The organism is Azospirillum sp. A26, assembly GCF_042604635.1.
Lineage (GTDB): Bacteria > Pseudomonadota > Alphaproteobacteria > Azospirillales > Azospirillaceae > Azospirillum > Azospirillum palustre.
Window position 1 is genome coordinate 129,052 of the sequence record NZ_CP170474.1, and the last position, 26,582, is coordinate 155,633.

Here is a 26,582-nt window from a genome sequence, read left to right on the forward strand (position 1 = left end):
GGCTCAGGCCTCCAGCGTCAGCGCAGCCCCCTCGACCGTGCCGGGCCGCAGTTGCGGTCCGCCCACGCTGCGCAGGCGCAGGCTGCGCCATGCCGGCTGGTAGCGGCCGGTCGCCTTGGCGGAAACCACAACGGCATCCCCGTCGCGCACCGCGGTGAGGCGGGTCACCAGCCCGGCGCCGTCGCGCCAGCCGGTGGTGTCGCCGTTGTCGTCATAGAGCAGCGCCGTGGCGCCCTCCACATCGCCATAAGCGACCAGTTCGCGCTCGGTGTCCGTCGCCGGATCGACGCGCAGTCCGGCGGCAGCCAGCGGCAGCAGGGCGCCAGCCCGCACGAACAGCGGCACCTGGCCGAGCGGGGCCGCCACCGTCGCAACGGCTCCGCCCGCATGGTGCGTGCCGTCATGGAAGAGATACCAGCCGCCGGGATTCTCCGGCAGCCGGACCGACCGGCTGTCCGCCCCCGGCTCCAGCACCGGCGCCACCAGCAGGTCGGGGCCGAGCATGAAGGCATCCTCGGTCGTCGCGGCGCCGGGATCGTCGGGGAAATCGTAGAACAGCGGGCGCACCACCGGCTCGTCCGCCTCCGCCGCCCGCCACATCCGGGTGTAGAGATAAGGCATCAGACGATAGCGCAGGCGGATCGCCTCGCGGATCGGGTCGATGACCTCCGGATGCATCCAGGGCAGCGTGGTGATGCCGTCGCTGTTCCAGCTGTTCATCACGAAGCGCGGCCAGAAGGAACAGAACTCGACGAAGCGGCAGAGCAGCTCCGGCCCAGGGCTCGGCCCATGGAAGCCGCCGACGTCATGCCCGATGTCGAACATGCCGGACAGGCTCATGTTGAGCCCCTGGGTCAGGTTGAAGCGCAGCGTCTTCCAGGCAGTGGCGTTGTCGCCCGACCAGGTCTGGCCGTAGCGCCACAGGCCGGCCGGGCCGCCGCGGGTGATGGTGTAGGGCCGCTTGTCCGGCGCCCAGGCGGCCTGCGTGTCGTAGGCCAGCTTGGTCATCAGCAGCGCCTGCGCCGGCCGCGCCAGCGTCTGGGCGAAGGGACGGCCGTCGCCGGCCGCCATGGCGTCCTCGTCCCAGATCTCGTACTCGTTGTTGTCGTTCCACACCGACACCATGCCGGGGGTCAGCAGCGCCGTCTCGATCCCGTTGCGCCACCAGTCGCGGGCCTTCGCGTTGGTGAAGTCGAGATGGTAGCCGAGCCCGTCCCAGAATTGCGCCACCGCCGGCTTGCCGGTCTCGCCGTCGGTCACCAGCCCGCCAACCCCGGTCACCTCCGACAAGCGGGGATGGTCGTCGAGCAGGCAGGGCTTCAGGTTGGCGACCGGGTGCAGCCCGGCGGCGTTCAGCTTGCCCAGCGTCGCCGCCGGATCGGGGAACTTGTCGTGGTTCCAGTGGAAGGCATAGCGCCGGCCGCCGATCATGGTGTAGCCGGAGCCGAAATGGAAACTGTCGCAGGGGATCGCATGCTCGGCGCAGCGGTCGACGAAGTCGGCGATGCGGGCGTCGGCATCGGCGGCATCGGCGATGGCCATCGAGGTGGTGGCGAAGCCCAGCGTCCATTTCGGCCCGAAGGCATGGCCGCCGGTCAGGCGCGAGAAGGCGCGCACCACGTCCGGAACGCCGGGACCGGCAAAGACATAGGCGTCGAGGTCGCCGTCGTCGGCGCGGTAGGAGCGGAACAGCCCGTGGTAATTGTCGATGGTGGCGCCGACGTCGATCTCGGCGGTGGCGAGATTGTCGTAATAGACCCCGTGCGCTCCCGTCGGTCCGGCGACCAGCAGGAAGGGGATCATCTTGTAGAGCGGGTCGCTCAGTTCGGCGTCGAAGCCGCAGGGATCGACCGCATCGACGCGGAAGCGGCGACCGGTGCGGTCCAGCGGGCCGGCCTTGTCGCCCACCCCGTAATGCCGCTCGTCCCCGCCGCGCTCAACGAAATGCGAGAAGGCATGGGTCTTGCGCGACACAAAATAGGCCTGGGTGCGGCGGTCCTGCAGGAAGGGCACCTCCTCCTCCGCCCGGTACCAAGCGACGCCGAAGGGCTCCAGCGTCACGACGGCGCGCAGCGTCGCCCCCCGCAGCGTGACCGTGCCCTCGCCTTCCTCAACGTCGGCCGACGGACAGGCGAAGCCGCTCAGATCGTCGCGGCCCCGGCCCTCATAGGACGGATCGGCCCTGCCGGGCGCCACCGACCAGCCGCGGTCGAGGCGATAGGTCCCGTCGCGCCGCATCAAGATGCGGCCGACATCGTCCTCGACGAAACCGATGCGTAGATCGACGCCATGGTCGAGTTCGAACACGGCATAGATGCCGTCGCGCCCGCGGTAACGGGCTCGGGTCAGGGCCTTCATGAAGGACTCCGGGCGAGAAGGGGTTCGGGACGGCAGGTGAGGCCCGCGGCGTCGAAACGGTGGAGATGGTCGCGGCGCAGCCGCACCGGCAGCAGGTCGCCGCGGGCCAGGCGGCTCTGGCCGTCGCAGCGGATGGTCAGCGGGATGTCGTTGGGACCGGTGGCGTACAGGAAGGTCTCGCCACCGAGCTGCTCGACGAGGTCGATCCGCACGGTCAGGTCGGCCTCGGCCTCGGCACAGGGCTCGACATGCTCCGGCCGGATGCCCAGCGTCGCCGCCCGGCCCGTCACACCGCCGGCCGCCTCGCCCCGCACCAGCTCCGTCGGCAGCAGGTTCATCCGCGGCGAGCCGATGAAGCCGGCGACGAACAGGTTGGCCGGGCGGTTGTAAAGCTCCAGCGGCGTGCCGATCTGCTCGATCCGCCCGCCGTTCAGCACGACGATGCGGTCGGCCAGCGTCATCGCCTCGACCTGATCGTGGGTGACGTAGATCATCGTCCCGCCGATCTCGGCATGGAGCGCGGCCAGCTCCTTGCGCGTCGCCACCCGCAGCTCGGCATCCAGGTTGGACAGCGGCTCGTCGAACAGGAAGATCTTGGGATCGCGCACGATGGCGCGGCCGATGGCGACGCGCTGGCGCTGGCCACCCGACAGGGCGGCGGGCCTGCGCTGGAGATAGTCGGTCAGCCGCAGCATGCGGGCGGCGCGGTCCACCCGTGCCGCGATCTCCGCCTTGGCGATCCCCATGTTTTCGAGCGCGAAGCTCATGTTCTGGTGGACGGTCATGTGCGGATAGAGCGCGTAGGACTGGAACACCATCGCCAGCCCGCGGTCCGACGCGGCGGTCCGCGTCACCTCCGCCCCGTCGATGCGGATGTCGCCCGCCGTGACCGTCTCCAGCCCGGCGATGACGCGCAGAAGCGTCGATTTCCCGCAGCCCGACGGGCCGACGAAGACCACGAACTCGCCGTCGGCGATGCTGAGGTCGATCCCCTTCAGGACGGCGGTGCTGCCATAGTCCTTGCGGATGCCGCGAAGCTCCAGTCCGGCCATTTATGTCATCCCCCTCATTTCATGCCGGTATTCGCGATGCCGCTGGTGATGAAGCGCTGCAGGAAGGCGAAGACGAGCGCCACCGGCAGCAGGGTCACCACGGTCATGGCGAGCAGATAATGCCACTGCGTCTGCAACTCGCCCTGGAAGGCGTTGAGCGCGATGGGCAGCGTGTGGACTTCGGTCTTGGTCAGGACGGCCAGCGGCCACAGGAACTCGTTCCAGCGCCACATGACCGAGAAGATCGCCAGGACCGCCAGCGCCGGCATCGACAGCGGCATGACGATGCGGGCGTAGATGCGCCATTCCGACGCCTTGTCCATCCGCGCCGCCTCGATCAGGTCGCGCGGGATGGTCAGCATGTACTGGCGCAGCAGGAAGACGCCGGTCGGGGTGGCGGCGCCCGGCAGGATCACCGCCCACAGCGAGTCGACGAAGCCCAGCTTGGTGACCACCAGATAGACCGGCGCCAGGATGATGGTGATGGGGATCATCAGCGTGCCGATCACCCCCAGCATCGCCACCGACTTGCCGCGGAACTCGTAGACGGAGAGCGCGTAGGCGGCCATCGAGTTGATGATCAGCGTGATGATGGTCGCCACCACCGTCACCACCAGCGAATTGCGCAGGAAGCGCAGGAAATCGAACTGGGTCAGCGGGTCGGTGTAGTTCTCGACCGCCAGCGCCATGTGGCGCACCGGCGTCCGGCGGTCGGCCGGAACCCGGATGGTCTGGCCGGGCGCCGCCGGATCGACCATCTGGGCGACGATGCCCACGCGGCGGACCTGCGCCAGCTCGCGGACCGAACCGTCCTCCATCGTCACCTGGAACAGCGGCAGCGGCTGCGGATAGCCCGGAACCGACACCTCGCTCTGCGCCATCGGCAGCAGCGAGGGCGGGAATTCCAGCAGGGCCGCCGGCGTCTTGAAGGACGACAGCGTCAGCCAGAGCACCGGGCCGAACATCAGCAGCACGCCCAGCGCCAGATAGGCATAGCTGGCGACGTCGGTCCAATGCCAGGAGGCGCCACCACGCCGCGCCAGGAGCAGGCGGCGAAGTTTTCCGGTCATGATGCCCTCCGCCGGGTCAGGAAAAGCTGGATCAGGGTCAGGACGAACAGCACGGCGCCCAGCAGGACCGACGCCGCGCCGGCCAGACCGAAGTTCTGCACCTGGTTCGCGAAGGCGGTGGTGTAGATGTACTGGACGACCATCATCGTCGCCGTGCCGGGACCGCCGCCGGTCAGCACGAACACCTCGTCGAACACCTGCACCGAGCGGATCAGCACCAGCACCAGCACGACCAGCAGGTTGGGCCAGAGCAGCGGCAGCGTGATGCGGTGGAAGACGCGCCAGGGGCGGGTGCCGTCCATCTCGGCGGCCTCGTAGACGTCGCGCGGGATGGCCTGGAGGCCGGCCAGCAGGATCAGCGTGTAGAAGCCCATATGGGCCCACACCGAGACGAAGACCGCCCAGAACATCGCCCAGCCGGGATCGACGAAGAACAGGATCTTCTCGCCGCCCGCCGTGGTCAGCACGGCGTTGAGCAGGCCGTCACGCTGCAAAATCCATTTCCAGATCAGGGCGACGACGACCGGCGACAGCAGGACGGGGAAGAAATAGACCGCCCGGAAGAAGCCGCGGCCACGGATGGGGCGGTTCAGCACCAGGGCGGTGATCAGCGAGAACAGCACCATCGCCACCATCTGGAAGACGGTGAAGGTCAGCGTGTTCCCCACACCGCGCCAGAACAGATCCTCCCGGCAGCTCCCGGCCTCCAGATAGGAGCCGCAGTCGAGCAGGCGGGCGTAATGCTCCGCCCCGACATAGGGCCGCTCCGACGGAAACAGCCCCGTCCCGCCCGTCACCGAGAAGACGATGTTGATCCCGATGGGCAGGAAGACGAACAGCCCGAAGAAGAGGAGGTTCGGTAGCAGGAAGACATAGGGCATGCGCGCCGCGCCGATCAGGCGCTGCACCGCCCGCATCGGCGGGTCGGTCAGCCGCATCAGGGCGTTGGCGCTGCCCGTGGTGACGGCAGCCGCGGCGGCGGACGGACCGCGCGCGGGGGCACCGTGCGATCTCATGGTATCGGTCATGTTCCACCGCCCAGGGTTTGGGTGCAGGGCAATCGCATGTGGCAATCACGATCCTGTGCAACGAAGCCCGTCATTCCCGCGAAGGCGGGAATCCAGCCATCTCAGCCGGTTCGGACGGGAGTTTCCTGGTTCCCCGCCTGCGCGGGATGACGAAAGCCCCTTCACCAGGACTCCGGATTCCAAATGCGAATGCTGGGGGTTGGGGAAAATTCCGAGAGTTACTGCTTCTTCTTGCGCTCGGCGATCTGCTGGGCGACGTCGGCGGAGATCCGCTGATAGGCGTCGTCCAGGCTCGTTTCGCCGACCACCACCTGTCCGAGACGGCTGATGGCGGCGTTGAAGACAATGCGGCTGCTGGGGTCGCCCTGGATGCGGTAGGCCACCGGATCGAGCTTGCCGACCGCATCGCCGAACACCTTCAGCGCGGCAGCGGCCTGCGGCGAGGCCGATTTGTAGGCGATGCCCTTCTTGGCGAGGCCGATATGGCCGGGCACGAACAGCGTGCGCGCATAGAATTCGCTGGCAACCTCCTCGCTGGCGAGATAGTCGAGCAGGCGCCCGACCTCGGCCGGATGGCTGCTGGTCTTCAGCGCGACGAGTGCGGCACCGCCGGGCATGCCGGAGCAGTTGGCCGGGCCGCAGGGCGTCGGCACCGCGATCCAGTCGAAGGCGTCGCCGATGGTCTTGTCGAACTGCGCGGTCTGCCAGGAGCCCGATTCATAGAAGACGACCTGGGCGTTCTTGAATTCCTCGTTGGCGCCGCGATAGGCGGTGCCGGACACCGCACCCCACAGCTCCTTCGACATCACGCCGGACTTGTGCCAGTCGACGACCAGCTTGGCGGCGCGCTTGAACCCGTCATCGACCGGCTTCAGCTCGCCGCCGGTCTCGGCCATCTGCGCCCCTTGCGAGACGGCGAGGCCGAAGAAGCGGTGGCCGGAGCGGTCGAAGGCGACCGGGAACGGCGCCTGCACCTTGTCGGCGACCGCCTTCGCGGCCTTGGCCCAATCCTCCCAGGTCGCGTTGGCGCCCGGCATGGCGACGCCCGCCTGTTCGAACAGCGTCTTGTTGACGAAGGGGCCGGTCACCGTCAGCTGCGTCATGTAGCCGGGAATCGCGGTGGTGTTGCCGGGCACCCGCATCCACTGCAGGAACGGCCCGTAATTCTGCTCCCAATAGGCGGCGTCCTTCACATGGGCGCGGACGTCCAGCAGATAGGGGGCCAGCCCGCCCATGTCGGTGATGCGGGCCAGATCCGGACCCTGGCCGGAGGCCAGCTGCACCGGCAGCGTCTCGTTGATCGCCTTGAAGGGCACCTGGTCGAGGACGACCTTGACGTCCTTGTTCTTCTCCTCGAACCGGCGGAGCAGGTCGTTCATGACCTCGCCCTCGTTGCCGTCCGAATACCACATGATGCGGAGCGTGGTTTCGGCCTGGGCGCCAGCGGCCCCGAGGATCGACAACGCCAGCGCACAGCCGGCCATCCATGCTGCCTTCTTCATTGCGTTTCCTCCTGTGGGGTCGCTTGCGGACCCTCGGTCGGTCCCTGTCCGGACCTGTTTCCTGCCAAAACCGGCAGCTCGGCGCAGGCCGGAATTTACCGGCGCTGCTCTTCTTCCTTGAACATGGCAAACGTTTGCCTAAACTGTCAACGGCAATGTTCGATACACAAATGGAGGGGGCCATGAACGATCGGCGACGGGAACCGGGACAGGCCTCCGGACAGACATCCGGACAGACGTCCCTGGCCGACATCGCGGCCGAAGCGGGGGTGTCCGTCTCCACCGTCTCACGCATCGCCAACGGCGATCTGGGCCGGGCTTCCGCCGCGACGGTGGCGAAGGTGCAGCGTCTGATCGCGGAGCGCGGCTATCGCCCGAACCCCGTCGGCCGCAGTCTGCGCGGGGGCGACAGCCGTCTGGTCGCCATGCTGGCGCCCAATCTCGACAACCCGGCCATGGCCGCCATCGCCGCATCGACGGAGGCGGCCCTGCGCGCCGCCGGCTATGTGATGATCCTGTGCGACACCCACGACCGTCCCGACCTGCAGGACGAGTATCTGCGCGCGATGCGCTCACGCTTCGCCGAGGGATTCATCGTGGTGAGCGCGGTCGCGAGCCCGGAACTGGAGGCATCGCTGGACCGGCGCGAGCCGATCGTCTTCGTGAACCGGCGCAATCCCTATGGCGGCGGTCCCTTCATCGGGATCGACAACAGGCAGGCGGGCGCCGACGCCGCCGACCATCTGCTGGCCTGCGGTGTGCGCGCCCCGGCGGTCATCCATCCGTCGGACCTGTCCTCGACCATCCAGGAACGGGTGGAGGGATTTCTCGACCGGCTGGAGGAGCGGCGGCCCGGCCTGACGGTCCGCCGCTGTGACGGGCCGGGCGGCAACCATCTCGATTGCGGCTACGCCGCCGCGAAACGGCTGACCGCCGAGGGCGGCTGGCCCGACGGCATCCTCTGCCCCAGCGACCTGATGGCCTACGGCCTGTTCCGCGCCGCCGGCGAGCAGGGCGTGCGCATCCCGGACGACTGCCGCCCGGTCGGCATCGACGACAACGACCTCAACGACTGGATCGCCCCCTGGCTCAGCTCGGTCAAGATCCCCTACCAGCGGTTCGGCGACGCCGTCGTTGCCAGCCTGCGCGATCTGCGGGCGGGAAACAGCGTCGGGGAGGTGCTGCTTCCCCACCGGCTGGTCCGCCGGCAGAGCGGACCGGCGATGGCCGGAGACCCGGCGTAACCGGCCCGGCCATCGCCGTCACTGGGTGTAGTCCGGCTTCCCCACCGCGGTCGGGTCCAGCCGCTGGCTGACCAGCGCGGTGAACTGCGACAGTTCGCAGGTTCCGGGTCCGAGCTTGTCGGTGCAGCCGGGAAGCTCCAGCGCCGCCACCTTCGGCCCGGCATCGCCGGTCAGTGGCGTCAGGCCACGGACCTGATCGGCCGTGGGGGCGGCGAAGGACAGCCGGACATAACGCTTGCCGCTGGCGCCGTCCTTCAGACGCTCGAACAACAACGCTCCGGTCGGCGAGGAATCGTTCGGCTGCGATCCTTCCAGCGCCCAGCCCACCTGCATGACCGCGCGCATATGGCCGATGTTGGTGTCATGCCCCACCAGCAGGGTCAGCTTGGCCGGCGGGGGACCGGCACTCTCCGCTCCGGAGCTTTGCGAACCGGCGCCGTCGTTCATCGCCGCGACGATCTGCTGCAACAGGAAGGAGGCGCCTCGGCGGGCGATGTAGGGCACATGTTCGATCACGTCGTACTTCGCCATGCGCAGGGCCATCAGGTCGCGGACCTCGTCCGCCCCTACCCTGCCCCAGCCGACCTGATCGGCGGCCATGCCCTCCATATATTCCAGCCGGAAGGTCTCGGCGATGGTGGAGGCGAGATCGAGCGGGCCGTCCAGCCCGATGTTGCGCCCCTTGTCCTTCCCCTGGTCGATGGCCCAGGGCAGGTCGATCAGGTGACAGCCCTCGGCCAGCCCCGCCTTCCGGCAGGTCTCCGGACGCGGCCCCGGCAGCACGGTATCGAGCCTTGCGAACAGCGGCGCCAGCCTGGCCTTGTAGGCGTCGATGCTGCCGCCCATCGCCTCCAGCACGCCGGCCCTGGCGCTGGCGGGGTCGAGCGGCGACAGTCCCTGCGCAATCGGTGCGAACAGCACGTCGCGTCCGCCCTGCGGCGGCTTCGACGCCGCCTTCAGGCCGCAACCGGGAAACAACCCCTCCAGAATGCCGTTGCCGGTCTCGCGGGTGCGCTGGTCGGTGTTGGCCCAGGCGAAGACGTCGCCATCCGTGGGGCAACCGCCGGCCGGCAGCAACCCGTTTCCGACGAAGCGCGACCGGTAGAACTGGCCCATCAGCACCGCTCCTTCGCGGCCATGCGGCGTCAGATGCCCGTCCGGCACCGGCCAGGACGGCCAGTCCTTGGTGGAGAGCGGAACGATTTTGTGGGTTTCGGTCGGAGGCCGAACGCCGTGACGGCTGAAGATCAACGCCTTCTCGACGGTCTCACGGGTCTCCGCGGCCCTTGCCGGCGTCGGTGCCGACATCAGCCCACCCACGACGAGGGCGGCACCCAGCAGGGCGGATGTCCGGACCCTGGCTCGCTTCATTGTTTCCTCCACCCGTTTTTTCGATGTTCGAAGTCCCGTGGCGCGTCAGGCGACGCCCCGCAGCGGTCCCAGCGCTAGCAATCGTCCGGTCAGTTCGGCGGTGCAGGCGACGATGACGTTGCCCAGCCGCAGCCCGTCCCCGGCAAGGAAGTCGTTGGTCCAGCCGCCCGCCTCGCGCACCAGCAGCAGGCCGGCCAGCGCGTCCCAGGCATTGATGTGCAGTTCGACATAGCCGTCGCTGATGCCGGCCGCGACATTGGCGAGCCCCATCGCGCCCGATCCGCAGCGGCGGAATTCGATGTCGCCGGCGATCATCTGGGCGATCAGGTCGAGGCTGAGCGCCAGCGGGCGCCGCGCCGACCAGCCGACCTCGACCACCGCCCCGCCGCCATGGCGCAGGCCGCTGGTGCGCAGCGGACGGCCGTTCAGGGTCGCTCCCTGGCCGCGGCGGGCGACGAAGAGCTGGTCGAGGTCGGGGGCGTAGATCACGCCGATCTCGACAGCACCCCGATGGACCAGGGCCAGCGAGATGCACCAGTTGGCCATGCCGTGGATGTAGTTGGTCGTTCCGTCGATGGGGTCGACCACCCAGACCAGTTCGGCCGGGACGCCGCCGGCCTCCTCGCCGATCACCGGGTCGCCGAAAGCCTCGTCGAGGCGCCGGCGCACCAGCGCTTCCACCGCAAGGTCGGCCGCGGTGCAGAAATCGATGCTGCTCTTGGTCTCAACCGCGCCCAGCCCTTGGCGCATGGACCGCGCCAGGGCTCCCGCCTCGGTGGCGAGGTCGATGGCGAAACGCAGGCGGTCGTCGAAATCGGTCATGACAGGAAAGCTCCGCCGGCAGCCGGCAGCGCCGGCCCGGGATGTCTTGGATAAAAGGGATCGGGGGGAAAAGGGATCGGTGCGGAAAGATCAGGGCGGAACGATGGTGACGCCGCGCGGCACGAAGCCGACGCTGACGGCATCGCCGACCGACAGCGGCGCATCGACGTCCGGCGTGCGCGCGAACAGCATGACCTCGCGTCCACCCAGCGCCACAGCGACCTCATATTCCATGTGGTCGCCGAGATAGGCCGCGAAATGCACCCGGCCCGGCAGGCCGCCTGCCGCATCGGCGTTCGCATCGTGGCCCGCGTCATGACCTGGTGTGAGGCGGATCGCGTTGGGGCGCACCGCCAGCTCGACCGGCCCGTCGGCCAGATCGCGGTGCGGCAATGTCAGTGTCGCCATCCCCACTCTCACCCGGCCCAGCGCACCGTCCCGTCCCTCCAGCAGAGCCGGAACGATGTTGGCGTCGCCGATGAAATCGGCGATGAACCGGCTGGCCGGCCGCTGGTAGAGGTCGCGCGGCGTGCCGTCCTGGGCGATCTTCCCGCCGGCCATCACGATGATGCGGTCGGACACCGCCAGCGCCTCCTCCTGGTCGTGCGTGACGTAGACCACGGTCAGCTTCAGCGTCTGCTGGAGTTGCCGGATGTCCTCCCGCACCTGCCGGCGCATCTTGGCGTCCAGGTTCGACAGCGGCTCGTCGAAAAGCAGGACGCGCGGCTCCAGCACGATGGCGCGGGCCACGGCAACGCGCTGCTGCTGGCCGCCCGACAACTCGCTGGGCAGGCGGCCCTCCAGCCCGGCGAGACCGACCAGGGCCAGCTTGTCGCGCGCCGCCTCCAGCGCCGCGCGCTTGGCCATTCCGCCGACCGTCAGCCCATAGGCCACATTGTCGAGGATGGTCATGTGCGGAAACAGGGCGTAGCTCTGGAACACCATGCTGACGTCGCGTTCCGCCGCGGAGCGGGCGGTGACGTTCTCTCCGCCGATCAGGATGGAGCCGGACGACGCCTGCTCCAGCCCGGCAATCATGCGCAGGGTGGTGGTCTTGCCACATCCAGACGGGCCGAGCAGCGTGACCAGGGTTCCGGCCTCGATGGAGAAATTCAGCTCGTGCACGGCGGTGAAGGCGCCATAGCGCTTGACGACGGAGCGGAACTCCACCGCCGGCCGGGCGCTGGCAACCGCCGGCACCGGCTCAAGGGTCGTCGTCCCGGAGGACGGGGTCCGGATATGGGTCATGCGTTGACCTTCGAGGCTGAAGTGCTGACGGGCAAGGCGGCGGTGCGGCGGCCCAGGCGGCGTTCGCCGACCAGCAGCTGGATCGCCAGCAGCGCCACAACCATGATCGCGATGAGGGCGGAGGAATAGGCGATGGCGAGGCCGTATTCGCCGACCTCGGCCCGGCCGACGATGTAGGCGGTGGCGAGGTTGTATTTGGCGGTCACCAGGAAGATGACCGCGCTGACGCTGGTGATGGCGCGGACGAAGCTGTAGACCATGGCAGTGACGATGGCCGGTCGCAGCAGCGGCAGGATCACCCGGCGCAGCGTGGTGAAGGACCGCGCCCCCAGCGTCAGCGACGCCTCGTCCAGGCTCTTGTCGATCTGGCTCAGCGTGGCGATGCCGGCGCGGATGCCGACGGGCATGTTGCGGAAGACGAAGGCGATGATCAGGATCAGCCCGGTCCCCGTCAGTTCCAGCGGCGGCGTGTTGAAGGCGAGGATGTAGCTGACGCCGATCACCGTGCCGGGGATGGCGAAGCTCAGCATCGTCAGGAACTCGAACGCCCCGCGGCCGAGGAAGGACTGGCGCACCAGCAGATAGGCGGTCAGCAGCCCGAGCGCCGCCGTCAGCGGCATGGCGACCAGCGACACGCCCAGCGTCGTGAACAGCGAATCCCAGGCGGATCCGCTGAACCACCAGCCGTTCGGCCCGGTTTCGATGCCGAAGGCGGTCTGGTAATGGATCAGCGTCAGCGTGTTGTCGCGCCCCAGGCTCTTCAGGAAGCCGCCGACCAGGATGGTGCCGTAGACCAGCACGGTCAGCCCCGTCCACAGCGCCGCGACGGCCGATGCGGCGATCCGCACCCCGGACGGCAGCGGGCTGGGCAGGCCGGCATCGCCCTTGCCGGCCACGGTGGCGTAGGACCGGCGGCCGAGCCACCGTCGCTGCGCCAGGAAGGCCGACAGGGTGAAGGACAACAGGATGATCGCCAGCACGGCGGCCCGCCCCTGGTCATGGGCGGCACCGACCACCGCATAGAAGATCTTGGTCGACAGCACGTCGAAATTGCCGCCGAGCACCAGCGGGTTGCCGAAGTCCGCCAGGCTTTCGATGAAGGAGATCAAGAAGGCGTTGGCGAGGCCGGGACGGATCAGCGGCAGCGTCACCGTGCGGAAGGTGATCCAGGGGGTGGCGCGCAGGGTCTGCGACGCCTCCTCCAGCGTCGGGCTCACCCCTTGCAGCACGCCGACCAGCACCAGGAAGGAAATCGGCGTGAAGGCGAGGATCTGCGCCATCGCCACCCCCGGCATGCCGTAAATCCAGCGCGACCGCGGAATGTCGAACAGGGTGGACAGCAGATCGGTCACCACGCCGGCGCGGCCGAACAGCAGGATGATGGCAAGCCCGATGACGAAGGGCGGCGTGATCACCGGCAGGATCGAGGCCAGCCGCAAGGCTGCCTTGAAGCGGAAGCCGGTGCGCACCGCGATCAGCGCGAAGGCCAGCCCGGTACCGGTGGTCAGCACCCCGACCACGCCCGCCAGGGCCAGCGTGTTCCAGGCCACCCCGCAGGTACTGCCGGTGCCCAGCACGCAGCCGAGGCCCCAGATGCCGCTGTCGGTCAGCTTGTCGAACAGGCCCACCACCGTCAGCCGGCCATCGTTGTCCTGGACCGCCGACAGCAGGATGGTGACCACCGGGAAGCCGACGAACACCAGGATCGAGCCCAGCACCAGCCCGATGGAGGCGACGATGAAGACGTCGCCCTTGCACCAGCCGCGCAGCGCCAGCCCATGGGCGCCCAGCACGAGGCAGACCACCGCATAGACGGCGGCGCCCAGCCCCAGGCCCGGCTGGGTGACGGCGATGCTTTCCACCAGCAGCCAGCCGAGCCCGCCGGCCCCGGCGGCGGTCAGCCATGCCGACCGCGCCCGTCCGTCCGCTCCGCCCTTTGCCCCGCCCGTCGTCCGCAAGCCGGCCAGCGCCGCCAGCAGCGGCAGGACCGAGGCCAGCAACCACGGCCGCCCCAGCAGCCCCTGGATCAACGCCGGCACGCCGTGACCGGCGGAGGGGCCGTTCTGCGGACCGCCCGGCCAAAAGACCGGCCAGACGCCGCCAATGTGCCAGGGCAGGACAAGCACCGCCGCCCAGCCCGCGGCCAGCCAGAAACCGAGATGTCGTTTCATGATCGCGGGACCTATCTGGATAGGGACTTGACCTCGTGATCCCACTTGGCGAGCAGGCGGGTGCGTTCCGCGCTCGAGCCGTAGCGCGCGAAGTCGTAGGAAATCAGCTTCATCCGGTCGACACGCGGCGATTCCGGCGGGATCCGGGCGCCGCTGTTGCTGGGAATCTGGAAATTCCTGGCCTTGGCGCCCAGCGCCTGCACCTCGGGCGTCAGCGCCCAATCGTAGAAGATCTTGGCGGTGTCGGGGTTGCGCGCCCCCTTGACGAGGCTCATCGAGCCGATCTCGTAGCCTGTGCCCTCGCAGGGGGCGACGATGGCGACCGGGGCGCCGGCAATCGCCTCCACCAGCAGGTCGTGCTGGAAGGCGATGCCCAGCATGGTTTCGCCCTGCGCCGCCGACTTCGCCGGCGCGGCGCCGGATTTGGTGTACTGGTTGACGTTGCGGTGCAGCTTCTTCAGGTAATCGAAGGCCGCGTCCTCGCCCATCAACTGCACCATCGTCGCCAGCATGGTGTAGGCGGTGCCGGACGAATTGGGATCGGCGATCTGGATTTCGTCCCGGAAATCGGGCTTGACCAGATCGGACCAGCAGGCGGGGGCCGCGATCTTGCGCTTGGCCAGCAACTCCTTGTTATAGCCGAAGCCGAGCGCGCCCATGTAGATGCCAACCGTCCGGTAGCCGGAGATTTCCGCCTGGCGGATCGCCCAGCCATACAGCCCGTCGAGTTCCGGTGACTTGTACGGTTCCGTCAGCCCCTCTTCCGCCGCCTGCAAATGGGGATCGCCCGAGCCGCCGAACCAGATGTCGGCCTTCGGATTGGATTTCTCGGCCCGAAGCTGTGCATAGACCTCGCCCGCGCTCTTGCGGGTCATCAGCGCCTTGATGCCGGTCTTGCGCTCGAAGGAGGTCACCACCTCGCGGCACCAGTCCTCGTTGACCGAGCAGTAGACGACCACCTCCGACGCGGCGGCCGGCGACGGTCCGGTCAGGACGGCGACTCCCGCCGCCGCGGTTACTGCCAGTACCATCGAGCGCAGGCGCTTCCGGCCGGCGGCCGTGGCCGGGCGTCGTGTCTTGCAATGCATGGAGTTCCTCCCTTCAAGGAAACGGACGGCTTCTTTCGGCGATGTCGGCATGGCCCGCCGTTTTGAATTGCTTATGCACGCGCGTTCATTCGTTCATCACGCTATTTGAGACACGAACAACTGTCAATCCCCAGACAGGTGCGCTCTTCCGGAATCATGCCGAAGATTGGAGGGCGGTGCATCGACCAGGAAGCGGCGGAAAATGGCGATATTGGCGCCGTCGCTCCAGCGTGACTGATCAAACGGCCCCCGCATAAGAACCAAAACCCCATACCGACCGCCTCGCCGCGAAGGTTTTTAGAACTGCACGCGCGTGCAGTTTAGTGCCGCATTCAGTGAAAATTCCGGGCGGCGCATAGCGCTTGCGATCATCCGGGTTCGCCCTCAGTATCCCCTGGCAACGATCCGGATGCGGGCAAGGGACAGGACCCCAGTGTCGTCAATGAAATCGCGGGTGACCGCCCAGCAGGTGGCCGATATGGCGGGCGTTTCACGCTCGGCGGTTTCCCGCTGTTTCGGCGATGGGCTGGTGTCCGAGGAGACGCGCAAGCGCATCGTGGCGGCCTCGGAAGCGCTGGGATACCGCCCCAACGTCATCGCCCGCTCGCTGACCGGCCAGAACACCGGCCTCGTCGCCCTGCTGCTGGCCGAACTGGAGAATCCATACACCGATCTGGTGCTGAAGAAGCTGCTGGTGGCCATCGCGGAGGCCGACAGGCGCGCCCTGGTCATCCCGGAGACGCGGCAGCACGATCTGACCAGCTCGACCATGCATGCGCTCGATTATCAGGTGGATGCCATCGTGGTGATGGGCGGAACCGTGTCGGACCATGTCGTCGGCCAGCTCCGCGCGCTCGACACCCCGGTGTTCCAGTTCGGCCGGCAGATCGAGGGGCTCGGCGGGGTGGCCTGCGACAACCGGCTCGGCGGGCTGATGGGGGGGCGTTTCCTGGTGCAGTCCGGCCGGCGCCGCATCGCCTACGTCACCAAGACGGCGCAGACCGACGCCAACCGGCGGCGCCGGGCCGGGCTTGCCGCCGCGCTGGAGGATGCCGGCCTGCCCTTCATGGAGGAGGAGTCCGAGGACAACAGCTTCGAAGGCGGCTACAACGCGGCAACGCGGCTGTTCGCCCGCTCGGACCGCCCCGACGCGCTGTTCTGCTTCAACGACATCATCGCGCTGGGCGCCCTCCAGGCTGCCGCCACCTTCCGTTTGCGGGTGCCGGACGATGTGGCGATCCTCGGCTTCGACGACATCCCCATGGCCTCCTGGCCGGCCTTCGGCCTGAGCAGCCTGCGCCCCAATCTCGACAGCCAGGTCGGCCGGCTGATGGCGATGATCGAGGGCATCGGCAAGGGGAGCCCGCCGAACCGCGAGGTCGATCTCGTCCTGCCCGAACTCGTGGTCCGCCGAACCGCGGTTTGACGGCGGCGGCCGGCTTCCCGCCCTTCTGACAAGCGCCATGGGTTCGCTGTGGGGCACAGAGCCCAGACGCACGAACGCCCCGGCTCTTTCGAACCGGCCCGTAATGTGTTTTTGGTTGCGGGGTCGCGAAGTCACCGAGAATTGACTTTGCCTCCAGTGGCAATCTGATCGCTCAATTCCTACCCCTACCCGGAAGATGAGACCGTCCGCTTTGCGCCGATCACAGGACCTTCATAGTCCTAATGGACTAGTAAGGCCCTCGCTCCTGGTGTATTCGTCAAGAAATTCGTCCGACTGAAATAGCGCCACTTGATTTGAATGCGCAATTTCGTCGTAGGCCCCGCGGCAGGCGGCCCAAGGCGGGTTCGGTTGCAAACCGAAAAATTCTGAAAGCGGTTGCGCAGCCAGCGTCTCCGCTTAAAATAGCAACTTCTGCGCAACACTCTTTTTCCGAGAGGGATCGTGAACAAAACCGCTACCGTAGCGCTGATTTCCACAATCGTACCCGTCATTGTCTCGGCCGTTTCTCCGGCTTCGGCCCGGGACGCGCGCTTAATGTTTCCCGTAGAGGCCGCCCTCAACACAGCCGCAGCTCAGGAGAAGTTGGACAAGGGCGTGAAGCTCTATTTTGGCAACCAGAAACACCCTAATTCGGTTGCGGTTCTCGGCGAATGGACCACAAATAAAAAGACTAACGCATTTAATAAATCCGATCAGGAGGCTTGCGAGTGGGTCTTCCTCAGCGCCGTTCTGGAGCTGCAGGAGCGTGCCCGCAAACAGGGCGGTAATGCGGTGATCAACATCAAAAGCAACTACAAGAACACGGAGACGAACAGCAACACGGAATACATGTGCGGTGCCGGCAACATCATGGCCGGCGTGGCGCTCAAGGGAACCGTGGTCAAATTGGGCGCCAAGTAGGACGGCCGTCATGTGCTTGGCGGCAGCAGCAATGCCTGGGCGGATACGGAAGACGAGGAGCGAGCGATGCGGCGTCGGTTGTTGCTGGCGGCGGCCTTTGCAGCGACGGTACTGACCGGCGCCTGCACCGCCGATCCGCCACCCCCAACGCCAGCCGCGACCACCATTCCGGTGCTGATGGACGACTCAATGGTCGCCAATGACGGCACACCGCTACCGCTTCATATGTGGCAGGCGGAGAGCGCGTTGCGTGCGGTGATCGTCGCCGTCCACGGCATGAACGATTACGGCCTCGCGTTCGACCGGCCGGCGCGGCTGTGGGCCCAGGCGGGCATCGCCACCTATGCCATCGACCAGCGCGGCTTCGGAAAGGCCATGGAGCGCGGTCATTGGTACGGCGGAGAACGCATGGCCGACGATGTCGTCGCGCTGTCCAGGCTGGCGCGCGAACGCCATCCCGGCGTGCCCGTCTATCTGCTGGGCGAGAGCATGGGCGGCGCGGTCGTCGTTCTGGCGGCGGCACGGGCTGAGCGGGGACTGCTGTCCGGCATCGTGCTGTCCGCTCCGGCGGTCTGGGGCACCGGCTTCCGGGCGGCGGTGACGCTGGATGCGGCCATGATCCTCAGTTCGCTGGTGCCCGACATGACGGTGCCGCCGCTTCGGGTGGCCACCTCCTCCACCGACGATCCGCTGGTTCTGCGGCGCATGCGCGAGGACCCTCTGATCATCCATCGGACACGCTTCCAGACGCTGGCCGGCATCGTGGACCTGATGCATGACGCCCGTTTCGAGGCGCGCAAGGTGGGCGTTCCGGTGCTGCTGATGCTGGGCGACCTCGATGTGCATGTGCCGCGGGACGGGGTTGCGGCATTGGCCGGGTCTCTGCCGCCGGACACGCGCATCGCGCTCTATCCGAAAGGGCGGCACCTGCTGATGCGCACGCTGGACGGTGACCGGGTGACGCAGGACGTGGCCTCCTGGGTGTCTGACACGCAGCGCCCCCTGCCAAGCGGTGCCGACGCGCGCGCCCAGGCATGCCCGGCCCTGATGACCAGACCGAACCGCGGATGCCCCACACTCCCAATGGCCGCCCCACGCCCTCCCAAGCCGGCCATCGACGGCAAGATCGGCAACCGCCTGCCCACGCCGGCCACCGCACCGCAAAATTGACGCACCCCTCTATCCACAACGTGGCCCTGTCATGATAGGGTCTCGATTCGCCCCAATGGCGTCCGGAAACGGCAGGACATGACTTGGAAGACCGGTATCCGCGCGCTTTCCCTAATTCTCACGACGGTCGCCGTGCTCGGCGGCTGCAGCCGTCGGCAACCCATCTACAGGGTAACCGACCAGCCCATCCCGGCGGCGTCGCGCGACCTGTCCGCCGCGGCGCTCCAGCGGACGATCATGGAGGCGGCAGCCGACCGCGGCTGGTCCGCGGAGTGGAAGGCGCCCGGTGAGATTCTGGCGACGAAGGCGTGGAAGGACCACGAGGCGGTCGTCGAAATCCGGTATTCGCATGAAAGTTACACCATCGATCATGTGTCCACGACCAACCTGCGGGAGCGTGGTGAAACCGTTCATCACGCTTACAATAAGCTGGTGCGCGCGCTGCAAGACGAGATCGAACGGCGCCTGCGCCAAGCCAAACACTGAGTCCGGCCCGCACCATGACTGAAACTCTGCATATCGCCATCCACGGCTGGTGTGCCTGGGCACCGGACCGCGGCACCCGGGCCGCGTGGCGGGACTGGGCGGGCGCGCCCGCCATGCCCGACGATGCCTCGCCGCCGGCGCTCCCCATGATGCTGCGCCGTCGCGCCTCGCCCATCGGGCAGAAACTGATCGCCGCCGCGCTGGCCTGCGGCGACGCGGCGCACACGGCCCGCTACGTCCTCGCCTCCGGCCACGGGGAACTGGCGCGGACCGTCGGCATCATCGATTCGTTGCGGCAGGGCGAGTTGCCGTCGCCGGCCGAGTTCAGCCTGTCCGTGCATCACGGCCTGGCCGGCTTGCTGTCCATCCACACCGGCAACCGCCGCGGCCACACGGCGCTGGCCGCCGGTCCCGACAGCTTCGCCTTCGGACTTCTGGAGGCCGCCGCCAGCGTCGCCGAGACTCCCTCGGAGCCGGTTCTGCTGCTCTACGCCGACGCGCCGATGGCTGACGAGTACGCGCCGTTCCGCACCGCAGCCGACGAAGCCCTGCCCCTGGCAGTCGCCCTGGCGCTCGGCCCCTCGGATGGAGAGGGCGAAGGGCTTGCGCTGCGGTGCGCGCCGGCGACCGGAGGGGCGCCTGCGGCGTCCACGGCACTCGATTTCCTGCGCTTCCTGCTGTCCGGAGCATCCCGGGCAACCTCGCACGGGGCGCGGCTCGACTGGGTGTGGCGCCGTGCTGACTAGCTGTCTGGACAAGCTGTGGCGACGCGCGGCCACCGGCTTCGCCTTCGCCTTCCTGTTCGGTGGCGGCGCGATCCTGGCACCCACCGTCTTTCCGCTGGTGGCGTTGACCAGCCCGGCGGGCGCGGTGCGGCGCCAGCGCTGCCAACACCTCGTCCACCTTATCTTCCGCTTCTACATCCGCATGCTGCTTGTGCTGCGCGTCGTCGACCTGAAGGTCGAGGGCGCCGAGCGGCTGCGCGACGGACGCGGCAAGCTGGTGGTGGCGAACCATCCCTCGCTGCTCGACGTGGTGATCCTGATGGCGCTGATGCCGCGGGCCCAATGCATCGTCAAGAAGGAATTGTGGGAGAGCCGCTGGCTGGGCGGCATGGTGCGCGGCGCCGGCTACATCCGCAACGACCTCGACCCCGAGGCGCTGCTCGATGCCTGCCGGGCCGCGCTGGAGGCCGGAGACGGCATCATCATCTTCCCCGAAGGCACCCGCACCGTCCCCGGCGAGCCGGTCCGCTTCCGCCGTGGCTTCGCCAATCTGGCGACCCTGCTGGAAGCCGAGGTGCAACCGGTCACCATAATCTGCGATCCACCCACGCTCATAAAGGGCGAAAAATGGTGGAAGATCCCGCCGCGCCGACCGATTTTTCGCGTCATGGTAGGGGATCGTCTGGACGTTACGGGGTTGCTCGGCTATCAGTACCGCTCGCTGGCGGCCAGAAAGTTGGTGCGCAGCCTTGAGGATTATTTTGCGGAACGGATCGCCGATGGAAAAGCTTGAACGTGAGTTGAAGACCTTGATTGTTGACGCGCTCAAGCTGGAAGACATTGCCCCAGAAGAGATTGACAGCGAGGAACCGCTCTTCAACGACGGGCTTGGCCTCGATTCCATCGACGCACTGGAATTGGGCGTCACGCTGCGCAAGGCTTACGGCATCAAGATCGAATCCGTGACCGACGACGTGAAGCATCACTTCGCCAACGTGCGCGCTCTCGCCCGCTTCATTCAATCCCAGCGTGCAGGGTAAGAGGCCATGCTGACGCAAGACGAGATTTATGCGCGCCTTCAGAGCTATCTCGAAGACATGTTCGAGGTGCCTCCCGAGAAGATTTCCCGCGAGGCGCGGCTGTTCGAGGATCTCGACCTCGACAGCATCGACGCGGTCGATCTCGTGGTCAAGTTGCAGGAACTGACCGGCCGCAAGTTCAAGCCCGAGGAGTTCAAGAGCGTCCGCACGGTCGGCGATGTTCTCGACCGCGTGCATGCCCTCCTCCAGGAATAGGCTGCCCCCGTTCGGCGTCGCGGCCCTGGTCGTCGCTGGAGCCCTCTATCCCGTGCTGGTCTATGGCGGGCGGGCTTTGCTGCCGCCGCTGGCCTTCGTGGCTGTGGCCCTGGCGCTGATCGGCGCGCGCATCGCCATGTGCTCCTCGCCCACGGCGCGGGTCTGGCGCCTGCCGCTGGCGGCGGCGGCGGTCATGGTCGGCGTGCTTGCCGCGCTCGATGGCGCGCTGGCGGCCAAGGCCTATCCGGTCGCGCTCAGCCTCGGCACCGCAGCGGTGTTCGGCGCCTCGCTGCTGCGCCCACCCAGCCTCGTCGAGCGCTTCGCCCGTCTCTATGAACCCGACCTGCCGCCGGCGGGACAGGCATACTGCCGCACCGTCACCGTGGTGTGGACCGTCTGGCTGGTGATCAACGCTGCCATCGCCGGGGCGCTGGCCCTGTGGGGCAGCGACGAGGCGTGGACGCTGTGGACCGGGCTCGTCGCCTACATCGTCATGGGCCTGTTGTTCGGCGGCGAAATCCTGGTCCGCCGCTCCATGCGTCGGAGGCACGCCAGGGCATGACCGCCATCCCGCTTTCCCGTCTGCTCGCTGTGGGGCGGCCGGACGACGCGCCGGTTGCCGACGGCGTCGCCTTCGCCCGCTTCCGCGCCGACGTGGCCGGCAACGCGGCGCGGCTGAAGGGCTGCAGGCGCGGGCTTCTGGTCGCGGCGGACAGTTACTGGGGGGCGGTGGGATTGTTGGCGCTGCTGCATGCCGGCGCCGAGGTGACGATACCGCCCAACGCCCAGCCGGGAACGCTGGCCGCCCTGACCGCGGACGGCGCCGTGCCGGTCGGCGGCGACCTCGACGGCAACCTGGGGCCGGGTGGCGAGGAGATGGCGTTGGCCCCGCTCGACCCCGAGACGCCGTTGACCTTCTTCACCTCCGGCTCGACCGGCGAGCCGAAGCGGGTGGTCCGCACCCTCGGCATGCTGGAGGTCGAAGCGCTGGCGACCGAAACCGTGCTCGGACGGCTCGCCGGGCCAAGCGCTCGCGTGCATGCCACGGTCTCCCACCAGCACGTCTACGGTCTGAACTTCCGCCTGCTGTGGCCGCTGGTCACCGGACGCCCCTTCGCCAGCGCCATGCACGAGCTGTGGGAAACGGCACTGGCCGCGCTCGATGCGGGGTCCGTGCTGGTCACCAGCCCGGCGCACCTGACCCGGCTGGCGGGCATCGCGCCGCTGCCGCCATCGCGGCGTCCGGCGCTGGTGCTGTCGGCAGGAGCCCCTCTTCCGGAGCCAGCGGCGCGCGAGGCGGCTGCCCTCTTCGGCACGCCGATCACCGAGATCTTCGGCAGCACCGAAACCGGAGCCATCGCCCACCGCCGCCGCGAGACCGGTGACCCGTCCTGGCTGCCGCTGCCCGGCGTCGTCGCCGGACGCACCCCGGACGGTCGCCTGCGGGTCGGCGCGGCGCATGTCGAGGGCCGGGAGCATGTCGGCTCGGACCTCGTGGAATTGGTCGAGGACGGCGGCTTCCGCGTCCTTGGCCGCGCCGACCGGATCGCGAAGGTCGAGGGCAAGCGCGTCAGCCTGCCCGAGGTGGAGGCGCAGTTGCGCCGGTCCCCGCTGGTGGCCGACGCCGCCGTCCTGACGCTGGAGCAGCTCTGCGCCGTCGTGGTGCCGAGCGCCAAAGGCGCGGCGTGCCTGGCGGAACTCGGCGCCTTCCGCTTCGGCCGCCTGCTGCGGCGGGAGTTGTCCGCCGTCCAGGAGCCTGCCGGCCTGCCCCGCCGCTGGCGCTTCGTGAGCCGTTTGCCGGACGGTGCACTGGGCAAGCGCCGGTATGCCGACATCGCCGCCCTGTTCGAGGAGAGCGCCCTGCTTGAGACCGCGGCTTCCCGGCCGACCGCCCCGGATATCCGCGCCGTCCGGCCACTCGCCGACGGGGTGGAGTTGGACCTCTTCATTCCCCGCGACCTCGCGCAGCTCGATGGTCATTTCCCCGGCATGCCGATCGTGCCGGGCGTGGCGCAGATCGATTGGGCGGTGATGTTCGCCAACACCCATCTCGGCCTCGGGATCGAGGCGGCGCAGTCGCTCCAGGTGAAGTTCCGGCGCGTCACCGTTCCGGACACGCCGGTGACGCTGGCGTTGCGCCATGCCCCAGCACGGGGGCGCCTGTCCTTCGAGTACCGCTGCGGGGACGAGACGCTGTCCTCCGGCTCCATCGGCGTGGAGGGGACCATCCCATGATTTCGGCAGAGGTCAGCACCCGCGCGCAGTTCTACGACCTGGACCCCATGCAGGTGGTCTGGCACGGCAACTACGCCCGGTATCTGGAACAGGCGCGTTGCGCACTGCTTGACCGCATCGGCTACAACTATCCGGAGATGGCGTCGTCGGGATACGTGTTCCCCATCGTCGACCTCCATGTGAAGTACGTGCGGCCGATCCGCTTCGGCCAGTCGATCCGGATCACCGCCACGCTGGTCGAGTATGAGAACCGCATCCGCATCGACTACCGCATCCACGACGAGCCGAGCGGCGAATTGCTGACCAAGGCACGCACCGTGCAGCTTGCGGTGAAGGAGGACGGGGGGGAGCTGTGCTTCGAATGCCCCGCGGTATTCACGGACAAGGTGAGGGCTCTGCTATGATGCGCGTCGTCGTTTTCCTGCTGGCGCTGCTGACCGCTTTCCCGGCGCTGGCCACCGAAACATTGAGCGAAGGGCAGGTGCTGCGCGGCGCCTTCGTGCAGGAGCGTTTCCTCAAGGGCTTCCAGGCCCCGCTGAAGAGCGAGGGCCGCTTCGCCCTGGCGCCCGGCCGCGGGCTGATCTGGCGCACCGAAACCCCCTTCGCCGTCACCACCGTCATGAGCCCCGCCGGTCTCGTGCAGGAGGTGAAGGGCAACGAGACCATGCGCCTGCCCGCTGCGCGCCTGCCCTTCATGTCGAAGCTCTACACCATGCTGGGCGGCGCACTGACCGGCGACTGGAAGGCGCTGGAGGACATGTTCGCGGTGGAGCGTGGGGGCACCGCCGACGCCTGGACCCTCCACCTGACGCCGCGCCGGGCCGCCGATCCGACCATGCCGATCCGCGCCATCGACGTGCGCGGCGGGCGCTTCGTGGACGAGGTGGAGATCGTCAAGCCCGATGGCGACCGCGACCGCCTGACCTTCCGCGACCAGTTCTTGAAGGCGGAGCCGCCGACGGCGGACGAGGCCGCGCTGCTGGCCTCGGCGGGCCGTCCGTGAGACGGCTGGGGGCGCTGCTCTGGCTCACGCTCGTTCTGCTGGCCAGCGGCTATCTCGTGCTCCGCCTCCATGACGGGCTGGGCTTCCGCACCGACCTGCTGGCCCTGCTGCCGCGCGAGGAGCAGGACCCCGTCCTGCAGCGCGCCAACGACGCGGTGACCAAGGCGCTGGGTCGCCGGGTGCTGGCGCTGGTCGGGCACGCCGACCGCGAAACCGCCCGCAAGGCGGCGACGACGCTTGGCGACGCCCTTCTGGCGACTGGACAGGTGGAGCGGATCGGCGAGGGCATCGACGTCGACCGGCTGAAGCGGCTGGGGGCTCTCTACTTCCCCCATCGCCAAAGCCTGCTCAGCGATGGCGACCGGGCACTCCTGGCAACCGGCAAGGGGGAGGAGGTCGCCACCCGCGCGCTGTCCCAGGCGTTCGGCTTCGCCGGACTCGTCGATGCCGGGCTGCTGCGCAACGACCCGTTCCTGCTGCTGCCGTCCTTCCTCACCAACCTGCCCTTCCCGCTGTCGCGCCTCGCCCCCGACGAGGGCATGCTCAGCGTCACCGAGAACGGCACGACCTGGGTGCTGGTCAGCGCCGTGCTCGCCGGGGAGCCGTTCGAGCTGGACCTGCAAGACCGGCTGATCGGCGCCTTCGACGCCGCCGTTCGGGACATACCGGGCGTCACGGTGAAGCGGCTGGGCGCCGTGTTCTTCGCGCATGCCGGCTCCAAGACCGCGATCACCGAGGCGTCCACACTCGGCACGCTGTCGCTGGTTGGCACCATACTGCTGGTGGGGCTGGCCTTCCGCCGGCCGGGTCCGCTTCTGCACAATCTGCTGGCCCTGGGCGTCGGGATGACGGTCGGGCTGAGCGGCAGCCTGCTGCTGTTCGGCGAGTTGCATGTGGCGGCGCTGCTGTTCGGGTCCAGCCTGATCGGCGTGGCGGTGGACTACAGCCTGCATTACAGCGCCAGCCTGTTCGACCCCTTGTCGGGAAGCCCGCGCGACCGGCTGCGCCACGTGCTGCCGGGCATCGCGTTGGGGCTGGTTACCACGTTGATCGGCTACGCGGCGCTGATGCTGGCGCCCTTTCCGGGGCTCCGGCAGATCGCCGCCTTCTCAATCATCGGGCTGGTAGCCGCCTTCCTGACGGTGGTGCTGTGGCTGCCCTCGCTCGACCGGGCGCGACGGCTGACGCACGGCGCCTTGATGCTGCGCGCGGCGGCGGGCCTGTGGAGCTTCTGGGAGGCGCGGCGCTGGCGTGGCGTGCGCCTCGTTCTTGTGCTGGGCTGCGTGCTGGCCGGTGCGGTCGGGCTCGCGCGGCTGTCCGCCGACGACGACGTCCGACGGTTGCAGGCGGTCTCGGCGGAGCTGAGGCACGAGCAGGACGAGATCCAACGGCTGATCGGCGCCACCACCGCCGCACAGTTCCTGCTGGTGCAGGCGGCGGACGACGAGGCGGCGCTGCGGCGACAGGAGGATCTCGCCGCCACGCTGGCCGGGCTGAAGGCGAAGGGAAGCATCGCCGGCTACCAGATGCCGGCCGCCTTCGTGCCGTCCGCCCGGACGCAGCGGGAAAACCGCGCGCTGGTCGCCACGGCGCTCGACGCCCCACTGCTGGCGGCGCAGCGCGCCAGCCTCGGCCTGCCGCCAGCCGAGCCGAACGGCAAGGTGCCGGAGGAGGTGCTGACGTTAGGAGATGCGCTTGCAACGGACAGTGTGCCGTTTCTGCGCGAGCTTGTGCTCGGGCCGGGATTGCATGTGGTGGCCTTGCAGGGGCTGCGCGATCCGAACGCCGTGCGGGCGGCGGTGGCCGGCACGGCCGGCGTCCGGCTGGTCGATCCAACGGCGGACTTCTCAGCGCTGCTCGCCAAGTACCGGCACCGGGCGCTGCTGCTGAGCGGGCTGGCGGGGCTGCTGATGCTGCCCGTGCTGATGTGGCGCTACGGCTGGCGAGGGGGGCTGTGGACACTGCTGCCACCCGGAGCGGCACTCATCCTGGCGCCGGCGGCGGTGGGGCTGATGGGCCAGGACTTCACCTTCTTCCATGCCATGGCGCTGGTGCTGATCCTCTCCATCGGCGTGGACTACGCCGTCTTCTGCGCGGAGAGCGGCGTGGAGCAGCAGCCGGTGACCATGCTGGCGGTGTGGCTGGCGACCCTGACGACCTTGCTGTCCTTCGGGCTTCTGGCCTTCAGCGCCGTTCCGGCGGTGCACAGCTTCGGCATGACCATGCTGGTCGGAATCTCCATTGCCTTTCTTTTCGCACCGCTGGCCGCGCGCGGCGCGCGCCACAATGAAGCCACAACCAGTGCGCGGCTACTCTGATTGGTGTATGCTCTACGTCGAATCCATTTCTGGGAAATCACCTCACGTC

General features: G+C 68.3%; 24 protein-coding genes. 14 read left to right on the plus strand and 10 right to left on the minus strand.

Annotated features, from left to right (window positions below):
• Window positions 1-3: 3 nt before the first annotated feature.
• From ABNQ39_RS24315 to ABNQ39_RS24335, 5 genes are all read right to left on the minus strand, one after another.
• The gene (locus tag ABNQ39_RS24315) at window positions 4-2,358 is read right to left on the minus strand and encodes a glycoside hydrolase family 31 protein (protein WP_376962863.1); all 2,355 of its coding nucleotides are present in this window, start codon (window positions 2,356-2,358) and stop codon (window positions 4-6) included.
• Window positions 2,355-3,410, minus strand: coding sequence for an ABC transporter ATP-binding protein (locus ABNQ39_RS24320; protein ID WP_376962865.1), 1,056 nt, complete (start codon window positions 3,408-3,410; stop codon window positions 2,355-2,357). Before ABNQ39_RS24320 ends, ABNQ39_RS24315 begins: the two co-directional genes overlap by 4 nt.
• A gap of 14 nt (window positions 3,411-3,424) precedes the next feature.
• Window positions 3,425-4,480: a carbohydrate ABC transporter permease gene (locus tag ABNQ39_RS24325; protein ID WP_376962867.1), complete on the minus strand. Its 1,056-nt coding sequence runs from the start codon at window positions 4,478-4,480 to the stop codon at window positions 3,425-3,427.
• Window positions 4,477-5,508 (minus strand): carbohydrate ABC transporter permease, encoded by a 1,032-nt coding sequence (locus ABNQ39_RS24330; protein WP_376962869.1) that lies wholly within the window; start codon window positions 5,506-5,508, stop codon window positions 4,477-4,479. The genes ABNQ39_RS24325 and ABNQ39_RS24330 overlap by 4 nt, the downstream gene beginning before the upstream one ends.
• A gap of 218 nt (window positions 5,509-5,726) precedes the next feature.
• The gene (locus ABNQ39_RS24335) at window positions 5,727-7,010 is read right to left on the minus strand and encodes an ABC transporter substrate-binding protein (protein ID WP_376962871.1); all 1,284 of its coding nucleotides are present in this window, start codon (window positions 7,008-7,010) and stop codon (window positions 5,727-5,729) included.
• A 182-nt stretch (window positions 7,011-7,192) separates the two neighbouring features.
• On the opposite strand from ABNQ39_RS24335, the gene ABNQ39_RS24340 reads away from it, so the two are divergent.
• The gene (locus ABNQ39_RS24340; protein ID WP_376962873.1) at window positions 7,193-8,254 is read left to right on the plus strand and encodes a LacI family DNA-binding transcriptional regulator; all 1,062 of its coding nucleotides are present in this window, start codon (window positions 7,193-7,195) and stop codon (window positions 8,252-8,254) included.
• An 18-nt stretch (window positions 8,255-8,272) separates the two neighbouring features.
• On the opposite strand, the gene ABNQ39_RS24345 is transcribed toward ABNQ39_RS24340, so the two are convergent.
• The 5 genes from ABNQ39_RS24345 to ABNQ39_RS24365 all read right to left on the minus strand — a co-directional run bounded on the left by ABNQ39_RS24345 (window position 8,273) and on the right by ABNQ39_RS24365 (window position 14,954).
• Complete coding sequence (locus tag ABNQ39_RS24345; protein WP_376962875.1) at window positions 8,273-9,625, minus strand: histidine-type phosphatase; 1,353 nt, start codon at window positions 9,623-9,625, stop codon at window positions 8,273-8,275.
• Window positions 9,626-9,670: 45 nt separating this feature from the next.
• Complete coding sequence (locus tag ABNQ39_RS24350) at window positions 9,671-10,447, minus strand: inositol monophosphatase family protein (RefSeq protein WP_376962877.1); 777 nt, start codon at window positions 10,445-10,447, stop codon at window positions 9,671-9,673.
• Between the two features lie 90 nt (window positions 10,448-10,537).
• Window positions 10,538-11,695: an ABC transporter ATP-binding protein gene (locus ABNQ39_RS24355; RefSeq protein WP_376962879.1), complete on the minus strand. Its 1,158-nt coding sequence runs from the start codon at window positions 11,693-11,695 to the stop codon at window positions 10,538-10,540.
• Entirely contained in the window at window positions 11,692-13,866 is a 2,175-nt protein-coding gene (locus ABNQ39_RS24360; protein ID WP_376962881.1) for an ABC transporter permease, read from the minus strand. The genes ABNQ39_RS24355 and ABNQ39_RS24360 overlap by 4 nt, the downstream gene beginning before the upstream one ends.
• An 11-nt stretch (window positions 13,867-13,877) precedes the next feature.
• Complete coding sequence (locus tag ABNQ39_RS24365; RefSeq protein WP_376962883.1) at window positions 13,878-14,954, minus strand: ABC transporter substrate-binding protein; 1,077 nt, start codon at window positions 14,952-14,954, stop codon at window positions 13,878-13,880.
• A gap of 454 nt (window positions 14,955-15,408) precedes the next feature.
• Between ABNQ39_RS24365 and ABNQ39_RS24370 the strand changes: the two genes are divergently transcribed.
• The 13 genes from ABNQ39_RS24370 to ABNQ39_RS24430 all read left to right on the plus strand — a co-directional run bounded on the left by ABNQ39_RS24370 (window position 15,409) and on the right by ABNQ39_RS24430 (window position 26,533).
• Window positions 15,409-16,380 (plus strand): LacI family DNA-binding transcriptional regulator, encoded by a 972-nt coding sequence (locus tag ABNQ39_RS24370; RefSeq protein ID WP_376962885.1) that lies wholly within the window; start codon window positions 15,409-15,411, stop codon window positions 16,378-16,380.
• 462 nt (window positions 16,381-16,842) lie between these two features.
• A complete protein-coding gene (locus tag ABNQ39_RS24375) occupies window positions 16,843-17,301 on the plus strand; it encodes an excinuclease ABC subunit A (RefSeq protein WP_376962887.1) in 459 nt (152 codons plus the stop codon).
• 66 nt (window positions 17,302-17,367) lie between these two features.
• The gene (locus ABNQ39_RS24380; protein ID WP_376962889.1) at window positions 17,368-18,471 is read left to right on the plus strand and encodes an alpha/beta fold hydrolase; all 1,104 of its coding nucleotides are present in this window, start codon (window positions 17,368-17,370) and stop codon (window positions 18,469-18,471) included.
• 78 nt (window positions 18,472-18,549) lie between these two features.
• On the plus strand, window positions 18,550-18,957 hold the full coding sequence (locus ABNQ39_RS24385) for a hypothetical protein (protein ID WP_376962891.1): 408 nt from the start codon (window positions 18,550-18,552) through the stop codon (window positions 18,955-18,957).
• A 14-nt stretch (window positions 18,958-18,971) separates the two neighbouring features.
• A complete protein-coding gene (locus ABNQ39_RS24390) occupies window positions 18,972-19,703 on the plus strand; it encodes a beta-ketoacyl synthase chain length factor (RefSeq protein ID WP_376962893.1) in 732 nt (243 codons plus the stop codon).
• A complete protein-coding gene (locus ABNQ39_RS24395; protein WP_376962895.1) occupies window positions 19,693-20,475 on the plus strand; it encodes a lysophospholipid acyltransferase family protein in 783 nt (260 codons plus the stop codon). Before ABNQ39_RS24390 ends, ABNQ39_RS24395 begins: the two co-directional genes overlap by 11 nt.
• A complete protein-coding gene (locus ABNQ39_RS24400; protein WP_376962897.1) occupies window positions 20,462-20,722 on the plus strand; it encodes a phosphopantetheine-binding protein in 261 nt (86 codons plus the stop codon). Before ABNQ39_RS24395 ends, ABNQ39_RS24400 begins: the two co-directional genes overlap by 14 nt.
• A 6-nt stretch (window positions 20,723-20,728) precedes the next feature.
• Window positions 20,729-20,977: an acyl carrier protein gene (locus tag ABNQ39_RS24405; protein WP_014239597.1), complete on the plus strand. Its 249-nt coding sequence runs from the start codon at window positions 20,729-20,731 to the stop codon at window positions 20,975-20,977.
• Window positions 20,958-21,539: a hypothetical protein gene (locus ABNQ39_RS24410; RefSeq protein ID WP_376962900.1), complete on the plus strand. Its 582-nt coding sequence runs from the start codon at window positions 20,958-20,960 to the stop codon at window positions 21,537-21,539. Before ABNQ39_RS24405 ends, ABNQ39_RS24410 begins: the two co-directional genes overlap by 20 nt.
• Complete coding sequence (locus tag ABNQ39_RS24415; protein WP_376962902.1) at window positions 21,536-23,212, plus strand: AMP-binding protein; 1,677 nt, start codon at window positions 21,536-21,538, stop codon at window positions 23,210-23,212. The genes ABNQ39_RS24410 and ABNQ39_RS24415 overlap by 4 nt, the downstream gene beginning before the upstream one ends.
• Complete coding sequence (locus tag ABNQ39_RS24420; protein ID WP_376962904.1) at window positions 23,209-23,616, plus strand: acyl-CoA thioesterase; 408 nt, start codon at window positions 23,209-23,211, stop codon at window positions 23,614-23,616. Before ABNQ39_RS24415 ends, ABNQ39_RS24420 begins: the two co-directional genes overlap by 4 nt.
• On the plus strand, window positions 23,613-24,215 hold the full coding sequence (locus ABNQ39_RS24425) for a LolA family protein (protein WP_376962906.1): 603 nt from the start codon (window positions 23,613-23,615) through the stop codon (window positions 24,213-24,215). The genes ABNQ39_RS24420 and ABNQ39_RS24425 overlap by 4 nt, the downstream gene beginning before the upstream one ends.
• A complete protein-coding gene (locus ABNQ39_RS24430) occupies window positions 24,212-26,533 on the plus strand; it encodes an MMPL family transporter (RefSeq protein WP_376962908.1) in 2,322 nt (773 codons plus the stop codon). Before ABNQ39_RS24425 ends, ABNQ39_RS24430 begins: the two co-directional genes overlap by 4 nt.
• Window positions 26,534-26,582 lie beyond the last annotated feature (49 nt).

Excerpts from the sequence above, each read along its gene's own strand:
- ABNQ39_RS24320 (WP_376962865.1), bottom strand. The coding sequence starts at position 3,410 with ATGGCCGGACTGGAGCTTCGCGGCATCCGCAAGGACTATGGCAGCACC.
- ABNQ39_RS24420 (WP_376962904.1), top strand. The coding sequence starts at position 23,209 with ATGATTTCGGCAGAGGTCAGCACCCGCGCGCAGTTCTACGACCTGGAC.
- ABNQ39_RS24385 (WP_376962891.1), top strand. The coding sequence starts at position 18,550 with ATGACTTGGAAGACCGGTATCCGCGCGCTTTCCCTAATTCTCACGACG.
- ABNQ39_RS24425 (WP_376962906.1), top strand. The coding sequence starts at position 23,613 with ATGATGCGCGTCGTCGTTTTCCTGCTGGCGCTGCTGACCGCTTTCCCG.
- ABNQ39_RS24315 (WP_376962863.1), bottom strand. The coding sequence starts at position 2,358 with ATGAAGGCCCTGACCCGAGCCCGTTACCGCGGGCGCGACGGCATCTAT.
- ABNQ39_RS24405 (WP_014239597.1), top strand. The coding sequence starts at position 20,729 with ATGCTGACGCAAGACGAGATTTATGCGCGCCTTCAGAGCTATCTCGAA.
- ABNQ39_RS24415 (WP_376962902.1), top strand. The coding sequence starts at position 21,536 with ATGACCGCCATCCCGCTTTCCCGTCTGCTCGCTGTGGGGCGGCCGGAC.
- ABNQ39_RS24355 (WP_376962879.1), bottom strand. The coding sequence starts at position 11,695 with ATGACCCATATCCGGACCCCGTCCTCCGGGACGACGACCCTTGAGCCG.
- ABNQ39_RS24340 (WP_376962873.1), top strand. The coding sequence starts at position 7,193 with ATGAACGATCGGCGACGGGAACCGGGACAGGCCTCCGGACAGACATCC.
- ABNQ39_RS24360 (WP_376962881.1), bottom strand. The coding sequence starts at position 13,866 with ATGAAACGACATCTCGGTTTCTGGCTGGCCGCGGGCTGGGCGGCGGTG.
- ABNQ39_RS24390 (WP_376962893.1), top strand. The coding sequence starts at position 18,972 with ATGACTGAAACTCTGCATATCGCCATCCACGGCTGGTGTGCCTGGGCA.
- ABNQ39_RS24330 (WP_376962869.1), bottom strand. The coding sequence starts at position 5,508 with ATGACCGATACCATGAGATCGCACGGTGCCCCCGCGCGCGGTCCGTCC.
- ABNQ39_RS24335 (WP_376962871.1), bottom strand. The coding sequence starts at position 7,010 with ATGAAGAAGGCAGCATGGATGGCCGGCTGTGCGCTGGCGTTGTCGATC.
- ABNQ39_RS24325 (WP_376962867.1), bottom strand. The coding sequence starts at position 4,480 with ATGACCGGAAAACTTCGCCGCCTGCTCCTGGCGCGGCGTGGTGGCGCC.
- ABNQ39_RS24345 (WP_376962875.1), bottom strand. The coding sequence starts at position 9,625 with ATGAAGCGAGCCAGGGTCCGGACATCCGCCCTGCTGGGTGCCGCCCTC.
- ABNQ39_RS24365 (WP_376962883.1), bottom strand. The coding sequence starts at position 14,954 with ATGCATTGCAAGACACGACGCCCGGCCACGGCCGCCGGCCGGAAGCGC.
- ABNQ39_RS24350 (WP_376962877.1), bottom strand. The coding sequence starts at position 10,447 with ATGACCGATTTCGACGACCGCCTGCGTTTCGCCATCGACCTCGCCACC.
- ABNQ39_RS24380 (WP_376962889.1), top strand. The coding sequence starts at position 17,368 with ATGCGGCGTCGGTTGTTGCTGGCGGCGGCCTTTGCAGCGACGGTACTG.
- ABNQ39_RS24410 (WP_376962900.1), top strand. The coding sequence starts at position 20,958 with ATGCCCTCCTCCAGGAATAGGCTGCCCCCGTTCGGCGTCGCGGCCCTG.
- ABNQ39_RS24400 (WP_376962897.1), top strand. The coding sequence starts at position 20,462 with ATGGAAAAGCTTGAACGTGAGTTGAAGACCTTGATTGTTGACGCGCTC.